This window comes from Vibrio sp. RE86 (assembly GCF_013114545.1).
In the GTDB taxonomy this organism is placed as follows: domain Bacteria; phylum Pseudomonadota; class Gammaproteobacteria; order Enterobacterales; family Vibrionaceae; genus Vibrio.
The window spans coordinates 454705-470214 of the sequence record NZ_VTXI01000001.1 but is presented as its reverse complement, the minus strand read 5'-3'; the positions used below and the strand labels follow the sequence as shown (position 1 = coordinate 470214).

15 protein-coding genes and 1 riboswitch are annotated in these 15510 nt (G+C 44.4%); of the genes, 6 read left to right on the top strand and 9 right to left on the bottom strand.

Annotation, left to right across the window (positions count from 1 at the left end):
- The first annotated feature begins 198 nt into the window (after nt 1–198).
- A complete protein-coding gene (locus F0231_RS02220) occupies nt 199–798 on the top strand; it encodes a hypothetical protein (RefSeq protein WP_171758068.1) in 600 nt (199 codons plus the stop codon).
- Nucleotides 799–832: 34 nt separating this feature from the next.
- Here F0231_RS02220 and secF read toward each other — a convergent pair whose 3' ends face one another.
- The 4 genes from secF to F0231_RS02200 all read right to left on the bottom strand — a co-directional run bounded on the left by secF (nt 833) and on the right by F0231_RS02200 (nt 4926).
- On the bottom strand, nt 833–1735 hold the full coding sequence (secF, locus tag F0231_RS02215; RefSeq protein ID WP_171758067.1) for a protein translocase subunit SecF: 903 nt from the start codon (nt 1733–1735) through the stop codon (nt 833–835).
- A 2-nt stretch (nt 1736–1737) separates the two neighbouring features.
- Nucleotides 1738–3588 carry a protein translocase subunit SecD gene (gene secD / locus F0231_RS02210; protein ID WP_171758066.1) on the bottom strand — a complete coding sequence of 617 codons (1851 nt, stop codon included), beginning with the start codon at nt 3586–3588 and terminating at the stop codon, nt 1738–1740.
- A gap of 92 nt (nt 3589–3680) precedes the next feature.
- The gene (locus F0231_RS02205; protein ID WP_171758065.1) at nt 3681–4151 is read right to left on the bottom strand and encodes a hypothetical protein; all 471 of its coding nucleotides are present in this window, start codon (nt 4149–4151) and stop codon (nt 3681–3683) included.
- 100 nt (nt 4152–4251) lie between these two features.
- Complete coding sequence (locus F0231_RS02200; protein WP_171758064.1) at nt 4252–4926, bottom strand: hypothetical protein; 675 nt, start codon at nt 4924–4926, stop codon at nt 4252–4254.
- 95 nt (nt 4927–5021) lie between these two features.
- Here F0231_RS02200 and F0231_RS02195 point away from each other — a divergent pair, with 95 nt between their 5' ends.
- Complete coding sequence (locus F0231_RS02195; protein WP_253825700.1) at nt 5022–5546, top strand: hypothetical protein; 525 nt, start codon at nt 5022–5024, stop codon at nt 5544–5546.
- 2 nt (nt 5547–5548) lie between these two features.
- On the opposite strand, the gene F0231_RS02190 is transcribed toward F0231_RS02195, so the two are convergent.
- Together F0231_RS02190 and F0231_RS02185 are read right to left on the bottom strand one after the other, a co-directional pair.
- The gene (locus F0231_RS02190) at nt 5549–6523 is read right to left on the bottom strand and encodes a GGGtGRT protein (RefSeq protein ID WP_171758062.1); all 975 of its coding nucleotides are present in this window, start codon (nt 6521–6523) and stop codon (nt 5549–5551) included.
- A 28-nt stretch (nt 6524–6551) separates the two neighbouring features.
- Nucleotides 6552–7244, bottom strand: coding sequence for an iron-sulfur cluster assembly scaffold protein (locus tag F0231_RS02185; RefSeq protein ID WP_171758061.1), 693 nt, complete (start codon nt 7242–7244; stop codon nt 6552–6554).
- Between the two features lie 114 nt (nt 7245–7358).
- Nucleotides 7359–7424, bottom strand: a riboswitch (Fluoride riboswitch).
- A gap of 203 nt (nt 7425–7627) precedes the next feature.
- Here F0231_RS02185 and F0231_RS02180 point away from each other — a divergent pair.
- Both F0231_RS02180 and F0231_RS02175 read left to right on the top strand, forming a co-directional pair.
- Nucleotides 7628–9955 carry an EAL domain-containing protein gene (locus tag F0231_RS02180; RefSeq protein ID WP_171758060.1) on the top strand — a complete coding sequence of 776 codons (2328 nt, stop codon included), beginning with the start codon at nt 7628–7630 and terminating at the stop codon, nt 9953–9955.
- Nucleotides 9956–10114: 159 nt separating this feature from the next.
- Nucleotides 10115–10429 carry a hypothetical protein gene (locus F0231_RS02175; protein WP_171758059.1) on the top strand — a complete coding sequence of 105 codons (315 nt, stop codon included), beginning with the start codon at nt 10115–10117 and terminating at the stop codon, nt 10427–10429.
- A gap of 79 nt (nt 10430–10508) precedes the next feature.
- On the opposite strand, the gene F0231_RS02170 is transcribed toward F0231_RS02175, so the two are convergent.
- Both F0231_RS02170 and phhA read right to left on the bottom strand, forming a co-directional pair.
- Nucleotides 10509–10838 (bottom strand): 4a-hydroxytetrahydrobiopterin dehydratase, encoded by a 330-nt coding sequence (locus F0231_RS02170; protein ID WP_171758058.1) that lies wholly within the window; start codon nt 10836–10838, stop codon nt 10509–10511.
- Nucleotides 10831–11622: a phenylalanine 4-monooxygenase gene (gene phhA / locus F0231_RS02165; protein WP_171758057.1), complete on the bottom strand. Its 792-nt coding sequence runs from the start codon at nt 11620–11622 to the stop codon at nt 10831–10833. Before phhA ends, F0231_RS02170 begins: the two co-directional genes overlap by 8 nt.
- Before the next feature lie 223 nt (nt 11623–11845).
- Between phhA and F0231_RS02160 the strand changes: the two genes are divergently transcribed.
- Nucleotides 11846–13834 (top strand): acetoacetate--CoA ligase, encoded by a 1989-nt coding sequence (locus F0231_RS02160; RefSeq protein ID WP_171758056.1) that lies wholly within the window; start codon nt 11846–11848, stop codon nt 13832–13834.
- 71 nt (nt 13835–13905) lie between these two features.
- Here the strand turns inward: F0231_RS02160 and F0231_RS02155 are convergent, their stop codons facing one another.
- Nucleotides 13906–14484 carry a class I SAM-dependent methyltransferase gene (locus F0231_RS02155; RefSeq protein WP_171758084.1) on the bottom strand — a complete coding sequence of 193 codons (579 nt, stop codon included), beginning with the start codon at nt 14482–14484 and terminating at the stop codon, nt 13906–13908.
- Nucleotides 14485–14628: 144 nt separating this feature from the next.
- Here F0231_RS02155 and F0231_RS02150 point away from each other — a divergent pair, with 144 nt between their 5' ends.
- The gene (locus F0231_RS02150) at nt 14629–15507 is read left to right on the top strand and encodes a LysR family transcriptional regulator (RefSeq protein ID WP_171758055.1); all 879 of its coding nucleotides are present in this window, start codon (nt 14629–14631) and stop codon (nt 15505–15507) included.
- The last annotated feature ends 3 nt before the right edge of the window (nt 15508–15510 follow it).

Below are 15510 nucleotides of genomic sequence, written 5' to 3'. Positions count from 1 at the left end.
AGGCGGGATAGAAGTTATCCACGAGCGGTAAAAAGAAGGCCCAGTCGCTACGCGACTAGGCCTTCAAAAAGGTATTAAATGCTTCTTAACTTACAAGCATTAGCTCCTATGCCCGTTTTTTTCGTTCTAATGATTGCTGAACATTGACCAAAGATTCGATAGAACCCATAGTGTTGAAAAAGCCAATTTGAAACGATTATGTTGCGTTACACTTTACTTATTTTACTTGCAGCTTTCAGCTTTAGCGTTCAATCACAGTCGTTGAATCAGTACCGTATACTTAATCATTTAGATAATTACGGTAACCTTGACCTAAGAAATAAACCCTATACCGAATTGCCTGGTGGTCTCATTATCACTGGTAACCTTAATATGGCTAAAACCTCAATCCGTAAGCTACCTGAAGGTATCGAAATTCAAGGTAGCTTAGATGCCTCTGATAGCCAGTTAAAGAGTGTTGCCAAAGGCGTCAATATTAGAGGCTACGCAAATTTAGTCGGCTCGCAAATCAAACGTTGGCCAAACGGTATCAAAGTGGGTGGGTATATTAACTTTACAGATACCCCTCTAACCTCCCTCCCTCCTCGTTTCAGAGTTCGGGGAGATCTGAGTGTAATACGAACACCGCTTGAAAAACTTCCTGAAGGACTAGTCGTTGATGGCAATCTCTACATCGGGGGTTCTAAGCTCGCTGAATTCCCAGATAAGATGACCGTCAAAGGTAATATTTTTTTGGGTGGTAATCGCATCACGAAATGGCCCACAAATCTAACTTTGGGTGGAGCTGTCGCTCCATAAAGAAAGCCGCTAATTAAAAGCGGCTTTTTTAGTATTACGGCGCGTCATCAACCTCGACAGGTAGATAATGTTTCGGCTCCAGCTTGAGCCATTCTGGCAACACCGTGCCAATGGATATGGAAGACCATGTTCCGGACAAAATTCCGATAAACATAGCCACCGCAAACCCTTGAAGCGCAATTCCCCCCATGACCCAAAGAGCAGACACCGTCATTAACGTGGTTCCTGATGTCACCATAGTTCTTGAGAACGTCGCTAGAACGGCTTGATCATTGATCTCTTCTGTTGGAAGTGACTGTTTTGCAACCAGTAACTCTCTGATTCTGTCCGCAATGATGATCGAGTCATTGAGCGAATAACCTAAAATTGCCAAGATTGCAGCAAACACCGTCAGGTTGAACTCCATTTGAGTTGCAGCAAAGAAGCCAAGCACTAGAACGACATCGTGCAATAGAGCAAGTAAAGAGCCACTCGCTAAACGCCACTCAAAACGGAAACATAAATAACCCAAAATGGATAGCATTGAGATCATCAATGCCAAACCACCTTGGTCGACAAGATCCTGACCTACCTGCGAGCCAACCATGCTGTTGCTAATCACATCGACGTCATGTGAGATAGGAGCGAGTGTCGACTTAAGGTCAATCGACTCTTGCTGCTGTTCTGGGATCGGGTAACGAATCACCCATCGCCCCGCTTGGTCCGAACGCGTTACATTTGTGAACTCACCTAACTTAGGTTGAAGGACATCCACGAGCTGCTTGTGTGTCACGTTGTTATCAACTTTGACTTCTGTCACCATGCCGCCAGTAAAATCTAACCCCATGTTCAGACCGTTGAGCGCTAACATTGCCACCGATACAACCATCAACGCAATAGAAACAAAGCTAGTGACATAACGGATACGACGGATACGTTGCTTAAAGAATTCGACCATGATTAAACCCTCACATCACGACGGCTGTCGCGTCCCCAAACCAAGTTAATAATTGCGCGTGACGCAAACACGCCACTGAACATGCTGGTCAATAATCCGAGACCCAGTGTTAATGCAAAACCCTGAATTGGGCCATTACCGATCGAGTAAAGTACAACAGCGGTAATCATCGTAGTGATGTTTGCATCGAGGATAGTGCTTAGTGCACTGTTGAAACCCAAATCAATAGATTGAGCGAAGGTTCGACCTTCTGACAATTTATCTCTGATGCGTTCAAAGATAAGCACGTTGGTGTCAACCGCCATACCGACCGTCAATACAAGACCCGCAATACCAGGAAGCGTTAGGACAGCGCCCGGTAGAAGGGCAATTAGACCTAGCAAGCTCACCATGTTAACCACTAGAGCTACATTTGCGACCCAGCCTAAACGTCGGTACCAAAGCGCCATGAAGGTCAACGTCATCGCAAGGCCAAGAGCCAGTGCAGCAAAACCGTTTTCAATGTTTTCTGCCCCAAGCGAGGCGCCGATTGTACGCTCTTCAACAATCGTGACGGGCGCAGTCAATGAACCAGCTCGTAGCAACAGTGCTAGATTTTGCGCATCTTCCATCGAGCCTGCCCCTGTAATACGGAACTGACTACCCAACTGAGATTGAATCGTCGCAACGCTGATGACTTTCTCGCTTCGCTCAGTTTCCCCTTTCGCATTGGTTGTATACTCACGGTATACCGTTGCCATTGGCTTACCAATATGGGTCGCTGAAAAATCACTCATCAACTTACCACCAGCATGATCGAGTGAAATATTCACCTCAGAGAAGCCCATTTTATCAATACCTGCGCGCGCGTTGATGATGTGCTCACCCGTCAACACTGGGCGTTTAGCTAATGTCACATCACGGCCATCATTGTCTTTTAGGCTAATATCGCCATACGCTTTACCATCAGACGGTGAGCGCGCTTCATGGAACGCCAGTGTTGCTGTTGCACCAATGACATTTTTGGCTAACGACGGATCTTGAACACCTGGAAGCTCAATGCGGATGCTGTGCTCCCCTTGACGTTGGACTAACGCTTCAGTAATGCCGAGCTCTTCTATTCGATCACGCATGATCTTCAAGTTCTGTTTTAGCGTGACCGATTGGAACTCGCTCTTACTTTCCAGAGTTGGCTTAACTGCTAGGTAATCTGAATGACGTTTTACTTCCCATGTTGGGTAGTTTTGGGTTAGGAAACGGTTCACTTCTGTCAGTGAAGTACTCGCGGTCGCTTTTACATCAAACGCCTCAGAGCCTACCGCTGTGATTTGTACGCCGCGCAGACGTTCTTGGCGTAAAAAATCACGGACTTCATCAACAAGGCTGTTACGCTGATCTTCAAACGCTTTGTCGATATCTACGTTCAGCAGGAATTGAACACCGCCGCGTAAATCCAATCCTAGTTTTATTGGGCTAAAACCGAGATCGCTCAACCATGCTGGCGCAACCGATACGTAAGAGAAGGTAATGGTGTCGCCTTCAGACAAGATCTTATCAAGCTCTTGTCGTGCACGAGTTTGTTCAGTTTCACCATCAAACACCAACGTAATTTCATCACCTTGTTGATTAATGTTACTTGGGTGAATATCTCTCTGATCAAGATAACGACTTAGCTCCGTCACACTACTTAGCGGCGATCCCGTTGCCGTTTGTTCTGCGGTGCTGATTTGAATAGACGGTTTTTCACCGTACCAAGTGGGGATAGCACTTAACGTCAGCATGATGATCGTAGCGATCAGCACTATGTATTTCCACGCTGAGTAGTGATTCATTAGGCGTGCAGATTTCGCCTGTCTAACAGGTTTATTTTTCATTAGCATTCTTAATTTACAAGCGCACAGAAACTTCTGTACTTTTTGTCAGTAGAAAAAGAGCAGTACTCTTCGGTCTATATAAGGGAATACAGTTAAGAAAAATGCCCGTTTAGAGCGACGTAGAGGGTATTCGATTCTTTCCAACCGGAGATTCGATAAGAAGAATCACGCTCGGCATTGTGGTAAACCGAACTAACAATAGGAAGTTTGTATAAACGATACAATGGCGTTGCTTCAGGCTCGAAGCTGGTTGGCTCAGAGGTAGAACCACCGCCATTTTCGTCAAAAGTTCGCGAAACCGTCGTCCAACGATTTGCAGTGATGATGCCCAACCAATCTTGCGAGAGATCAGACTTAGTAACAGGCTCAGAAGGCTTATCTTGACGAACCTCGTCAAACAGAGCTTGGAAGTCCCCTGCAGACTGAGGAAGAACGCCACCAATGCGGTAATTGAGCCTTGCGGAAGCTTCATTTTCAGCTTGCAACAAATAGCCAAAAGCCTGCGTTGGAATAACCATCGCAAGCATTAAAAGCCAAATGTAAGATGTAAATCGCTGAAGCATTGATTAGCCTAATAATAGTGAACATAAAGATAGTAAGTCTTCCCTATGTCCCAAACAACTAAAATGATCTAAAAGCTAATATTTCAGAAATAGAGGGGAGTTAACGGTAGAAAGTTTTACCTGTTTGAACGTTAAGATAAATCTTGTTGGCTTGTTTCAATCCGCCACAATACACAAAGTACGCGTCTTGCTCATTGAATGTCACCGAGCGCACCCAACCTTGAGTCTCTTCAAAGTCTTCTGGGGTACATGTCCCTTCTTTAAGAAGACTGTCTGTCGCTTTAATAAACATCTCAAAATGCTGCTTAAAGTCATCTGAGCTTTCAATGTACTGGCTCACGGTTTCTCTTCGCTCTTGCTTTGTGATAGTAGGTGCTACCTCAAGTAGTGCTTCCATCGGCACCCACTCTGCGACTTCTGGTCCACCATCTTCATACACATAGTAAGGCGATATACGCCCCCAGCCATCGCGTTGCTCTAATATATGAAGCTTATCGCCGCGGTAAACAACACTTTCAACGAACGCATTAACGTCTGGCATTTCACGTACCCCCAACTTGGGTGGGCTCACATAATAATCGGTCACCGCTTTTTTAACTGGCGTGGCTTCCTCTTCTTCTTCAATAATTTCAAGAGGCGTGATTGTTTCTTCTTCCTCCGCGGCAGCTTCTAGAGCAAGCGCATCTTGTTGAGGTTTGTAGTAAAAAATATAGTAACCACCAGCAGCACAACCAACACCGACGAGTAGTAAGACGATCATTATTACCTTTTTCATATCCGCTTCAGATCTTTTCCTATACTTATCGAATCAACATAACGGCAACCATACTCATGATATGGCACTACATAGTCACTATAACGGCAGCTACGATGATCACTTTACCTTTTCCGGTAAATAGCGCCCATTGCGAAGAAAAAACTTGGAATCGCTACCTCAAACTCCAACAAGAAGTCGATTTTAACTATAACGTTCACGCTCACCGCTTTAACCAATTACTGCACGTTTATCAAACCCGGCCACTTCTGTCGAAAGAGTTTAGTCAACAAGAGATCGCAACGCTTTGGCAATCTAATAACTCCATTCATACTGAACGCATGGATGCACAGCTAGCCGCATCAAAAACCTTGTTAGGTCATATCCAACAAGAGTCCAAAGCAATTGAGCCTTTGACCGAAAAAGTATCTGAATTGCAGTCTAAATGGATCGAAATCAGTAAACACTGCGCGTCTTCTGAACATAAGGTAAATATGATAACGAGCCTAAACTACGCGCAGCTTAGTCAGGCATTAATTGCGGATATTCATACATTGTTAAGACAGTTGGCCGTCATTGAATCAGGCTATATCCAAGAGATTGAGGCATTGGTAAACACCAAACCAACGCCTCAGGATTGAACTTAATGGTGAAGTTGTTGATCTACCGCGACAGCCAAAGCGACCGATGCCCCTACCATTGGGTTGTTACCCATACCAATGAATCCCATCATTGCTACGTGAGCTGGCACTGACGAACTGCCTGCAAACTGAGCATCAGCGTGCATTCTACCCATGGTATCCGTCATACCATAAGATGCAGGGCCAGCAGCCACATTGTCAGGGTGCAGAGTACGTCCCGTGCCGCCACCTGAAGCGACAGAAAAATAGACTTTACCTTGGGTATTGCATTCAGATTTATAGATACCTGCAACAGGGTGCTGGAATCGAGTTGGGTTAGTCGAGTTCCCTGTGATACTTACATCAACAGATTCACGATGCATGATTGCCACCCCTTCACGCACATCATCCGCGCCGTAACAAAGAATCTCACCTCGCTCGCCTTGTGAAAAGCGACGGCGTTCCACCTCAATGAGTTCTCCGGTTTGGTAATCAAACTCTGTGCGGACATAGGTGAACCCGTTCATACGCGAAATAAGATAAGCCGCATCTTTACCCAAGCCATTCAAAATGACTTTCAATGGGTTTTCACGAGACTTATTCGCGTTCAATGCAATCTTAATTGCCCCTTCTGCCGCAGCGAACGACTCGTGGCCCGCTAAAAACGCAAAACAGTGAGTTTCTTCATTTAACAATCGCGCGGCAAGTTCCCCATGGCCTAGCCCGACTTCTCGTTGCTCAGCGACACTGCCAGGCTTGGTAAACGCCTGTAGCCCTTCACCAATTGCGAGCGCTGCTTGTTGGGCGTTATCTGAGTGACGAAACAACGCTAAGGCCGTTCCGAGTGTATAGGCGTCACAGGCGTTGTCGAAAGCGATAGGTTGTGTTTCCAATACTAACTTCTTAGGGTCGATACCAAAGCTTTCACAGTATTGATGAGCTTGTTCGATATTAGAGAAGTTCATTTCATTAAGCAGTTGAGTGATTTGAAGATTCATAATGGTTACCCTTAATTTTTCGTTGAGGTTAAGCGTGACGTGGGTTAACAGTGCTGCTCGCTTCTTCGAAGCGGCCATATGTTCCAGTTGCATCTGACATTGATGCCTCAGGATTCATTCCCTTCTCAATGTTCGCCATCATTTTTCCAAGGTTTAAATATTGGTAACCAATCACCTCATTGTTTTCATCAAGAGCTAACTTGGTAACATACCCTTCCGCTAACTCCATGTAACGTACTCCTTTTGCCTTGGTCGCATAACTGGTGCCGACCTGACTACGCTGAGTTTTGCCCAAATCTTCTAATGCCGCTCCAATTTCCAAGCCATCTTGAGAAAACGCAGATTGAGTGCGTCCGTAAACGAATTGAAGAAATATTTCTCGCATTGCAACGTTGATGGCATCACACACTAAATCTGTGTTTAGCGCTTCTAGAATGGTTTTCCCTGTTAAGATCTCCGCAGCCATCGAAGCTGAGTGCGTCATGCCTGAGCAACCAATCGTTTCAACCAATGCTTCTTCGATAATGCCGCTTTTCACATTGAGAGTCAGTTTGGCTGCGCCTTGTTGAGGAGCACATGCACCAACCCCGTGGCTTAAACCAGAAATAGCGATAACGTCTTGAGGGCGTACCATGGCACCTTCGACAGGGATCGGCGCAGATCGATGCAGATCACCACGTTGGATTGGGCACATTGATTGAATTTCAGAGGAGTATTGCATGGTGTTTTCCTATTCTTCAGGAAAACAGATGAAAGGAGCGGGATACAACATCACTACAGAAGCGAGACCAAGTTAGTTATCACTGGTCATATCGCAACAGATTCATCTGTCTTCGTTTCTGTAGGAGTCATTAGCCAGAATTGGCGGTTAAGTAGGTGGAACCCCATCACCTTCGCAATTAGATTAGATCCAACTCACACTTTGGTGCAACGTTTTCATTAGAACAATAAAACATAAACAACTCATTTTATATTCACCCTGCGATTATTCATCATATTTACAATGAATTACACATGATTCGGCCGTGATATCAATTATCATTTGCATTAATATCAATAATGATTACCATTCATTTTAATATTATAAAATCTTGGTTGGCGCTCGTGAAACTCGCACTCTCATACAAGCATTTAGCATTGATTTGGTTTATCGGTCTCACTGTTGCAACGTGCAGTTATAACACCGTCCACTACTATGAGACTCAAAAGCTAAACAGCCAACTTGAAGGCGAACTTAATAACCGAGTCCAAACCTTAGGACAATCATTAGAGTCCCTCGAGTCTTTGCTATACACCACTCGAGCTTTTCTTGCCAATACCCAAGCCACTACTCCCCGTCAGTTTGAGTCCTATTTTTCAGATCAATTTGGAGACAACTCTGTGATTCACTCCATCATGTGGGCGCCCGTTGTTTCGATTGATGATATCGAAGATTTTGAATCAAGAGCACAAGAACAAGGTTTATTAGGCTACCATGTGACACCAGACATCGATTCTGAAAATACTCACTCTTGGTTTTTAAGCCGATCAACCTTACCGATTTATCTTGTTTCATCCTCCTTTGAAGGAAGCGACTTTTTAGGTTTTAGACTTGAAAGTGATCACGCGATCGTCAGTGCTATGTCACGTTCAATCAGTGGCAATCGCATTGGTGTTGTCGATTATGTTTATGACCAACAACTCGGGGCAAGGTTGCTGCTGCCAAAATTTAACGATAGAGGCCAGCTTCAAGGGTTTATTGTGGCTAATATCATTCTTCATGAACTACTTGGCGATATATGGCGTAGAGAGATTAATTCCGAACACATTGGCCTCACTGTGACAACTGTCAATGGTGATTACCCTATATTTGAAACACACATAAACACAAAGTTAGAAGACACCGGCTTGTCAGCCCGCTTAGTCAGTGCCAAGCGAGTCATTCGAATTCCACTGTTCAATACTGAATGGCAGCTCTCTATCTCCAGTATCGATCGCTCGGGTAGTACAACGCTTTACGGTGTGACCTCGGTACTCCTTATCTTACTGCTGACATCATCGGCAACTATAGCGGCAAACTTTTATGCGACGCGATTGCGCGTATCAGACCAAGTCATTGAAGAAAAAACTCGTTCGCTTGCCCTTCAAGCAGTACGAGATAACTTGACCAACTTAAGCAATCGAACTGCATTGAGCAATGAAGTAGAACATCGATTAAAACTTTTAGGGGCAGGGAAAAGTAACGGGTTCTCTATCCTATTTATCGACTTAGACCGCTTTAAAGTCATCAACGACTCAATGGGACATCTCCACGGAGACCTGCTGCTAAAAAAGGTGGCAGATCGACTGACTCAACACTGTAGAAGTAACGATATAAGCTTTCGTTTTGGAGGAGATGAATTCGTCATTTGTCTACCCGAACTCACCTCGAAAAGAGCACTGACTCATGTTTGCCAACGATATTCGAAAGTACTGAGCCAGCCCTACGTCATTGAAGGACAATCTTGTCACATTGGCGCGAGTATTGGCATATCCGTTGTTACCGATCCAAGCCAAACACTCGCCAGTATTTTGCGTGAAGCTGACATTGCAATGTACAAAGCGAAAAACTCAACTCACGAGAAAGTCGTTTTCTTTAGTGAACAGATGTTTAACCAAGCCCAAAAACGCTTCACTCTAGAACAAGAGTTAGCCAGCGCTCTTGCGTTAAAACAACTCTCATTAGTGTACCAGCCAATCTATAACACACAGAGTGACGAGGTCGTGGGGTTCGAATCTCTAATCCGTTGGACTCATCCAAAATTCGGCTCAATTTCGCCTCAAGACTTTATCCCTATCGCGGAAGAGACTGGGCAAATTATAAAAATTGGAGATTGGGTCGCCGCTGAATGCTGCAAAACATTGCAAAGACTTTGGAAGAGTCGTTCGCATGACAGCATGCCAAGAATTAACATTAACGTTTCCGTGAAACAGTTTGAGTCTGAGCACATCTATCACACTTTGTGTCGTCTACTAGAAGAGTGTGACTTCCCTCCTCACCTAATTGGCATTGAGATAACAGAATCGATCCTTCTGAGTGATGGGTGCAACAACCAACAGCTAAAGCGCATTAAAGATCTTGGGGTCACTTTGTATTTAGATGATTTTGGTACCGGCTTTTCTTCCCTGGCGGTTTTGAATGACTACCCTGTCGATGTCATCAAAGTAGACCGTAGCTTCGTAAACAGAATTGCACTGGGCGAGACCAAAGCAGATAACCTATGTCGAGCCATTATAAATATGGCGCATACAATTAACCTACAAGTTGTCGCAGAGGGTGTCGAGACCCAAGAACAACTCGCGATATTGACACAATACCGCTGTAACTTTATTCAAGGTTATTTGAAGTCCAAGCCCGTCAGTGTTTGCCGTATAGAGAGCGTTTTAGACCAACAAGCCAAACTTTCCGCCTAATCTCTCACTAGGAGGTTTATGCCATCCCCAGTCATTCAGTTTTTTCGAACAAGTTGAGCTAATGAACCCTATTTCTTGTGATCACATTCACGCATATTCTTTATCTCAAGCGCTAAGACGCAGAAAAAGATAACGTTAAAAGATTATGAGGAACCTATTATGAACACACTAACTAAAATCATCGCATTGACCGCTTTAACTTCTACCGTTGCTTTCGCAATGCCAGCAAGCGACTACTCGATCAGAGTGAAAGCAGACCGAAACCATGCTGATGTTACGCTTTTAAAAGCGGGCCAACCGGTTTCAGGTGAAAGCGTTAAAGTTGTAGGTAACGGTACTAAAACTTACGTGACTGGAGAAAAAGGAACATTTGTTGCTGCAAACCTACTCGATAATGGCCGTACATTTACCTTTGAATATACAGATCAAAACGGTCAAGTGATTCGTGAACAACGTTACCTAACATCATTCTAATAACTTGAATAGGAACGTAAGAATTTGAAAAAGCCTGAGTTATTTCAGGCTTTTCATATGACTAAGGACCTGCTTCGTTTTAGAGAAAACCATCACACTTTGAAGCACAGATAAAATCGTTCTGATGAAGCCCCTTGATTGAGTGACTCCACCAAGTCACAGTCACCTTGCCCCATTCGAGTAAAATTGACGGATGGTGAAACTCTTCTTCCGCTAATTCTGAAACTTGGTTAGCAAATTCCCAAGCCAGTTTGTAGTTTTTGAACTTATACACTTTCTCTAGTTGAGGGATACCATCACGATCTAAAATTTCCCAACCGTTAAGTTCGGTGAGCAACAGCCTTCTCTCTTCTTCACCTAATGCTACTGCACTGCTCGTGCATGCCTCACAACGTAATTCATTAAGCATGTGTCGTTTCCTTTGGTTCAAATAGTGGTGGGAGTAAACCAGCTTTCATTGCCTGCTTTACATGGAACATTAAATCCATCTTACTGAGTTTATACAGCTGTTCGATGTTCTCGAGAATAAAATACTCTGGTTGCATAATATCTATGCGATAAGGCGTTCTTAGTACAGTGTGGATATCAAACTCGACGCGCTGCGCCAATGGCTCATCCAAAGAATAAACCGTTTCGCCCGGTGACGATAAAATACCGCCGCCATAAATTTTTGTCTCAGTGCCCTCTTTGACAAGTCCAAACTCCACCGTAAACCAGTAAAGGCGGGCTAAATAGACACGTTCTTTATCGCTCGCATCTTTGCCTAACATTCCGTAAGTGTGCGTAAACTCCGCGAACTCTGGGTTGGTGAGCATAGCGCAATGGCCAAAGATCTCGTGGAAAAAGTCTGGCTCTTGCAGGTAATCAAACTCTTCACGAGTGCGTAAAAATGTCGCGACAGGGAATTTTTTGTCAGCCAAAAGCGCAAAGAACTTATCAAAATTAATCAGTGCAGGTACAGGCTCGACTTGCCATCCAGTTGTGGCCTGCAACACTCGGTTTATATCGACAATTTGAGGTGCTCGATCGATGGGCAAATCAAGCAGCTTCAGACCGGCTAGGTACTCTTTGCAGGCTCGATTCTTAACTAAGCGCAGTTGCCGCTTCACCAGATCACACCAAACGGCATCTTCATCTGCACTCCAATCAACAATCCCATGTTCATTCACGACTTTAGAATGATACTGCGTCATACCCAACTCCGTTAACAATTCCTTTACATAAAGCCTATCGTTCTGAGTGAGCGCTGACAATTTAACCGAGGCAGTTAGCTCACGAACCTTCCTGTAACATATATTTTACATTTGACAGTTTTTTTCTTATTTTTCAGGGATCTGATGTATTCCATAAGTTTGACATTGGTTACATATTCATCAAAGCTTAATCGAATATCGAGAATTTATAGACGAGGATGTCATGTCTCAATCAGAGCTTGGTTTGCCCATTCCTATTTGGACGCCCAGTCCGGAACGCATTGCTTCATCAAACCTTAACCAGTTTATTAAACACGTTAATATTCAAGGTGATAGAGTAGATAGCTACAAGCATTTACAGCAATGGTCAGTCAATAATAAAAAAGATTTTTGGCTTGAGGTGTGGCAATTTTGCGACGTAATCGGATATAGGGGTGAATGTATTTTGGGCGAAGGTCTCGCCAAATGGGGCGAATTCACCCCGAGCCGCGATACCATTTGGTTTCCTCAGGCTCAGCTCAATTACGCTGAGAATTTACTGGCATATGCATTCCAAGCTCCCGACGATATTGCTATTTGGTTTAAAAATGAGCAGGGAGAAAGCCGTAAACTAACTTGGCAAGAACTGTGCGATCAGGTCTCAGTGCTTCAGCAATGGTTAAAGCAAAATGGCGTCGAAAAAGGCGACGTCGTTGCAGGTTATCTACCTCATATGGCTGAAACAGTCATAGCGATGCTCGCGACCACAAGCCTCGGCGCAATTTGGACATCAACATCCCCTGATTTTGGGGTAGAGAGTGTCATCGAACGTTTTGGGCAAGTGAAACCAAAGATTCTATTTTGTTGTAATGGTTACAACTTTAATGGCAAAGCTTTTCATATGGAGCAAAAGAATCGCCAAATTGTCGAAGCTTTGCCGAGTATTAACAACACCTGCCAAATTGAATACCTCAACACCAATGGTTCATTTGAATTTAGCAGTGAATCCTTTTCAGATTGGGATGCAATTCTCTCGAGCTATCTGCCAAGAGGTATTCGTTATCAACGAATCAGTTTTAACGATCCTCTGTTTGTTCTTTATTCTTCTGGAACGACAGGCAAACCCAAATGTATCGTTCACTCAGTAGGCGGCACTGTATTAAACCATTTGAAAGAGCATCAATTGCACTGCGATATTCAACCTAAAGATAGAGTGTTCTATTACACTACCTGTGGTTGGATGATGTGGAATTGGCATGTCTCTGCATTGGCTAGTGGCGCTACTTTGGTCATTTTTGATGGTAGCCCAATGTACCCCAACCCCAACGTACTTTGGCAATTGGCTGAAGAAGCTGAAGTGTCTCTATTTGGGACCTCGGCAAAATACCTTGAAGCCCTGCAGAAAAGCGCTTTTAACCCAAGCGAGCATCACAACCTCTCGATGCTTAAAACCTTATGCTCAACAGGTTCCGTCCTTTACCCACAGCAGTTTGACTTCGTCTACGCCAATATAAAGGTCGATCTTCATCTTGCCTCAATATCAGGAGGAACCGATATCTGTGGTTGCTTTGTATTAGGGAATCCAATCTCCCCTGTTTACCGAGGTGAATGTCAAGGTGCGGCACTGGGTATGGACATCGCCGTATTTGATGAATCGGGACAAGCTATCTCGTCTGAACGCGGCGAACTGGTCTGCTTAAACAGTTTTCCTAACCAGCCTTTAGGTTTCTGGCACGATGATGGCGAACGTTACCATAATGCTTATTGGAGCAAGTTCTTCAATGCTTGGCACCATGGTGATGACGTCGAAATGACCCAAACTCGAGGCATGGTCTTTTATGGTCGCAGTGATGCGACGTTAAACCCTGGCGGGGTACGGATTGGCACCGCTGAGATTTATCAACAAATCAACCAGTTGAGTGCAGTCAAAGACTCGATCGCAGTGTCACGCAAAGTCGAAGGCGATGAGAAAGTCGTTTTATTCGTCCAGCTAGAGGAAGACTCTGAACTGAACGAAGCTCTCATCAACCAGATCAGACTAACTTTAAAAAGCCAGTGCTCGCCTCGTCACGTGCCTGCTGAGATATACACCTTGTCCGAAATTCCCAAAACTAAATCAGGGAAACTTGTCGAGCTTGCCGTTAAACAAGTTTTGCATGGGCAAGACGTACAAAATAGAGCGGCGATTACCAATCCATGGGTATTAGATGAAGTAGCTCAATACAGTGCTTAAGCATCCGCCAACAAAAAGCCCAGCACTATTGGCTGGGCTTTCGTTTTTAATCTTTGGTTTAATTATGTGCGTTACTTCTTAGCAATCGCCATTAGAACTTTTAACGTACCTTGAGGGGTTTCAACAGCAAACGGTGTTGTCACATCTACTTCCTGAAAACCAACGCTGCTCAGAACTTGTTTCGCGTGTTTGGTGGTCATTCCACCGACTTCATCGCTCTCTGATAGCCAGTCCCAATGGACAAAGTAACTGCCTTCATCCAATAAGCTAAAGATAACGTCAGCAACATCTGAGTAGTTAGGCAAGAAACTGCATACTGAAGAAGCCACAACTAAATCAAACTGCCCACGAAAAGCTGGATGCATTGCCACTAGTCCACGGCTAAGCATATCAACGACTGGCTCCACGTTGTCGAGCTCTTTCTTGTCAAGTTGTTCTATCATTGCTTCAGAACTGTCTAGCGCAACGATATCTTTAGCTGCCGGTGACATTCGCTGACTTAGAAGGCCAGTTCCGCAACCAAAATCAAGGACATGCAACCCTTCAATATCAACAACATTTTTCAACGATTCAAACGCTTTATCTGCGTAATCGCTGGTAGAGGCTTCTGTGTCCCAGTTTTGTGCAACATCGTCCCAACTGTTAGCCATCATGATCTCCCTGTAACTACATTCACTTGGCATGTCCCAAGAGTATCAAAACTGCATGAAATTCATAGCATTTCGAATAGGAAAACAGACAATAGCCAGAGTTTAAGATAAGATCGCATTTAATCTAATCAAATAACCCTAGCGATGAACTTATCCCAGATAGAAGCATTTTGCACTGTGGCAGATACTGGCTCAGTTTCTGAAGCCGCAAGACAACTTGAGTGCAACCGCACAAAATTAAGCATGGCTATCAAGGCGCTAGAAAAAGACCTTGATGTCGAATTGTTTGTGCGAAGCGGTAACAACGTAGCGCTATCTGAAGCAGGCAAAGCCATCTATAAAGACAGTCAAAACTTACTCGTTACAGCGTCTCGAATTCGACAAACCTGCGCGCAAGTTTCTGGCGAGTTCAATGCTGAAGTTTGGATAGCCCGAGACGACTCATTGCCCGACGAGCTTTGGCAAGACCTCTCCCACCGATTGAACAATCGCTTTCCAGCAACTGCATTTAACATCGTTTTAGCTTCTAGCGGTGACTTAGCCAACTTGGTAGCGACATCCCAAGTTGATTTCGCTTTCGGTGTGGACTACGAGCGTATTGACGATCCGCTCATCACCTATCAACCGCTTGGTAAAATTCGCTTAATGTCGGTTTGCCGTTCAAGTAATCCGCTAGCAAAACTGAGACGAGTCTCCGATGATGAGTTACGTAATGCGATGCAAGCCGTAATGGTCTATCTCAATGAGAAAGACAACCCAGAGCTTCAACCCTTTTCGCTACGCCACATCGGTTTCTCTAGTTTCGATTACATGCTTAGCACGATCTTGGAAGAAGATGCTTGGGGAGTGTTACCCGAACCATTGATTCGCCACCTATTGAGACAACAAGAACTTGCCGTAATCAAACATACTTATGGTTTAACGCAAGAAGATTACTGCATGTTTACCGCAGCGGGGATGACGGAACATCCAGGAATGTCATGGCTTGCAGATAAGCTCAATGAGTTTCTGTTCGATTTCTAACCA

Coding starts and splice junctions, on each gene's coding strand:
- F0231_RS02220 (WP_171758068.1), top strand. CDS start 199: ATGTTGCGTTACACTTTACTTATTTTACTTGCAGCTTTCAGCTTTAGC.
- secF (WP_171758067.1), bottom strand. CDS start 1,735: ATGGTCGAATTCTTTAAGCAACGTATCCGTCGTATCCGTTATGTCACT.
- secD (WP_171758066.1), bottom strand. CDS start 3,588: ATGAAAAATAAACCTGTTAGACAGGCGAAATCTGCACGCCTAATGAAT.
- F0231_RS02205 (WP_171758065.1), bottom strand. CDS start 4,151: ATGCTTCAGCGATTTACATCTTACATTTGGCTTTTAATGCTTGCGATG.
- F0231_RS02200 (WP_171758064.1), bottom strand. CDS start 4,926: ATGAAAAAGGTAATAATGATCGTCTTACTACTCGTCGGTGTTGGTTGT.
- F0231_RS02195 (WP_253825700.1), top strand. CDS start 5,022: ATGATCACTTTACCTTTTCCGGTAAATAGCGCCCATTGCGAAGAAAAA.
- F0231_RS02190 (WP_171758062.1), bottom strand. CDS start 6,523: ATGAATCTTCAAATCACTCAACTGCTTAATGAAATGAACTTCTCTAAT.
- F0231_RS02185 (WP_171758061.1), bottom strand. CDS start 7,244: ATGCAATACTCCTCTGAAATTCAATCAATGTGCCCAATCCAACGTGGT.
- F0231_RS02175 (WP_171758059.1), top strand. CDS start 10,115: ATGAACACACTAACTAAAATCATCGCATTGACCGCTTTAACTTCTACC.
- F0231_RS02170 (WP_171758058.1), bottom strand. CDS start 10,838: ATGCTTAATGAATTACGTTGTGAGGCATGCACGAGCAGTGCAGTAGCA.
- phhA (WP_171758057.1), bottom strand. CDS start 11,622: ATGACGCAGTATCATTCTAAAGTCGTGAATGAACATGGGATTGTTGAT.
- F0231_RS02160 (WP_171758056.1), top strand. CDS start 11,846: ATGTCTCAATCAGAGCTTGGTTTGCCCATTCCTATTTGGACGCCCAGT.
- F0231_RS02155 (WP_171758084.1), bottom strand. CDS start 14,484: ATGGCTAACAGTTGGGACGATGTTGCACAAAACTGGGACACAGAAGCC.
- F0231_RS02150 (WP_171758055.1), top strand. CDS start 14,629: ATGAACTTATCCCAGATAGAAGCATTTTGCACTGTGGCAGATACTGGC.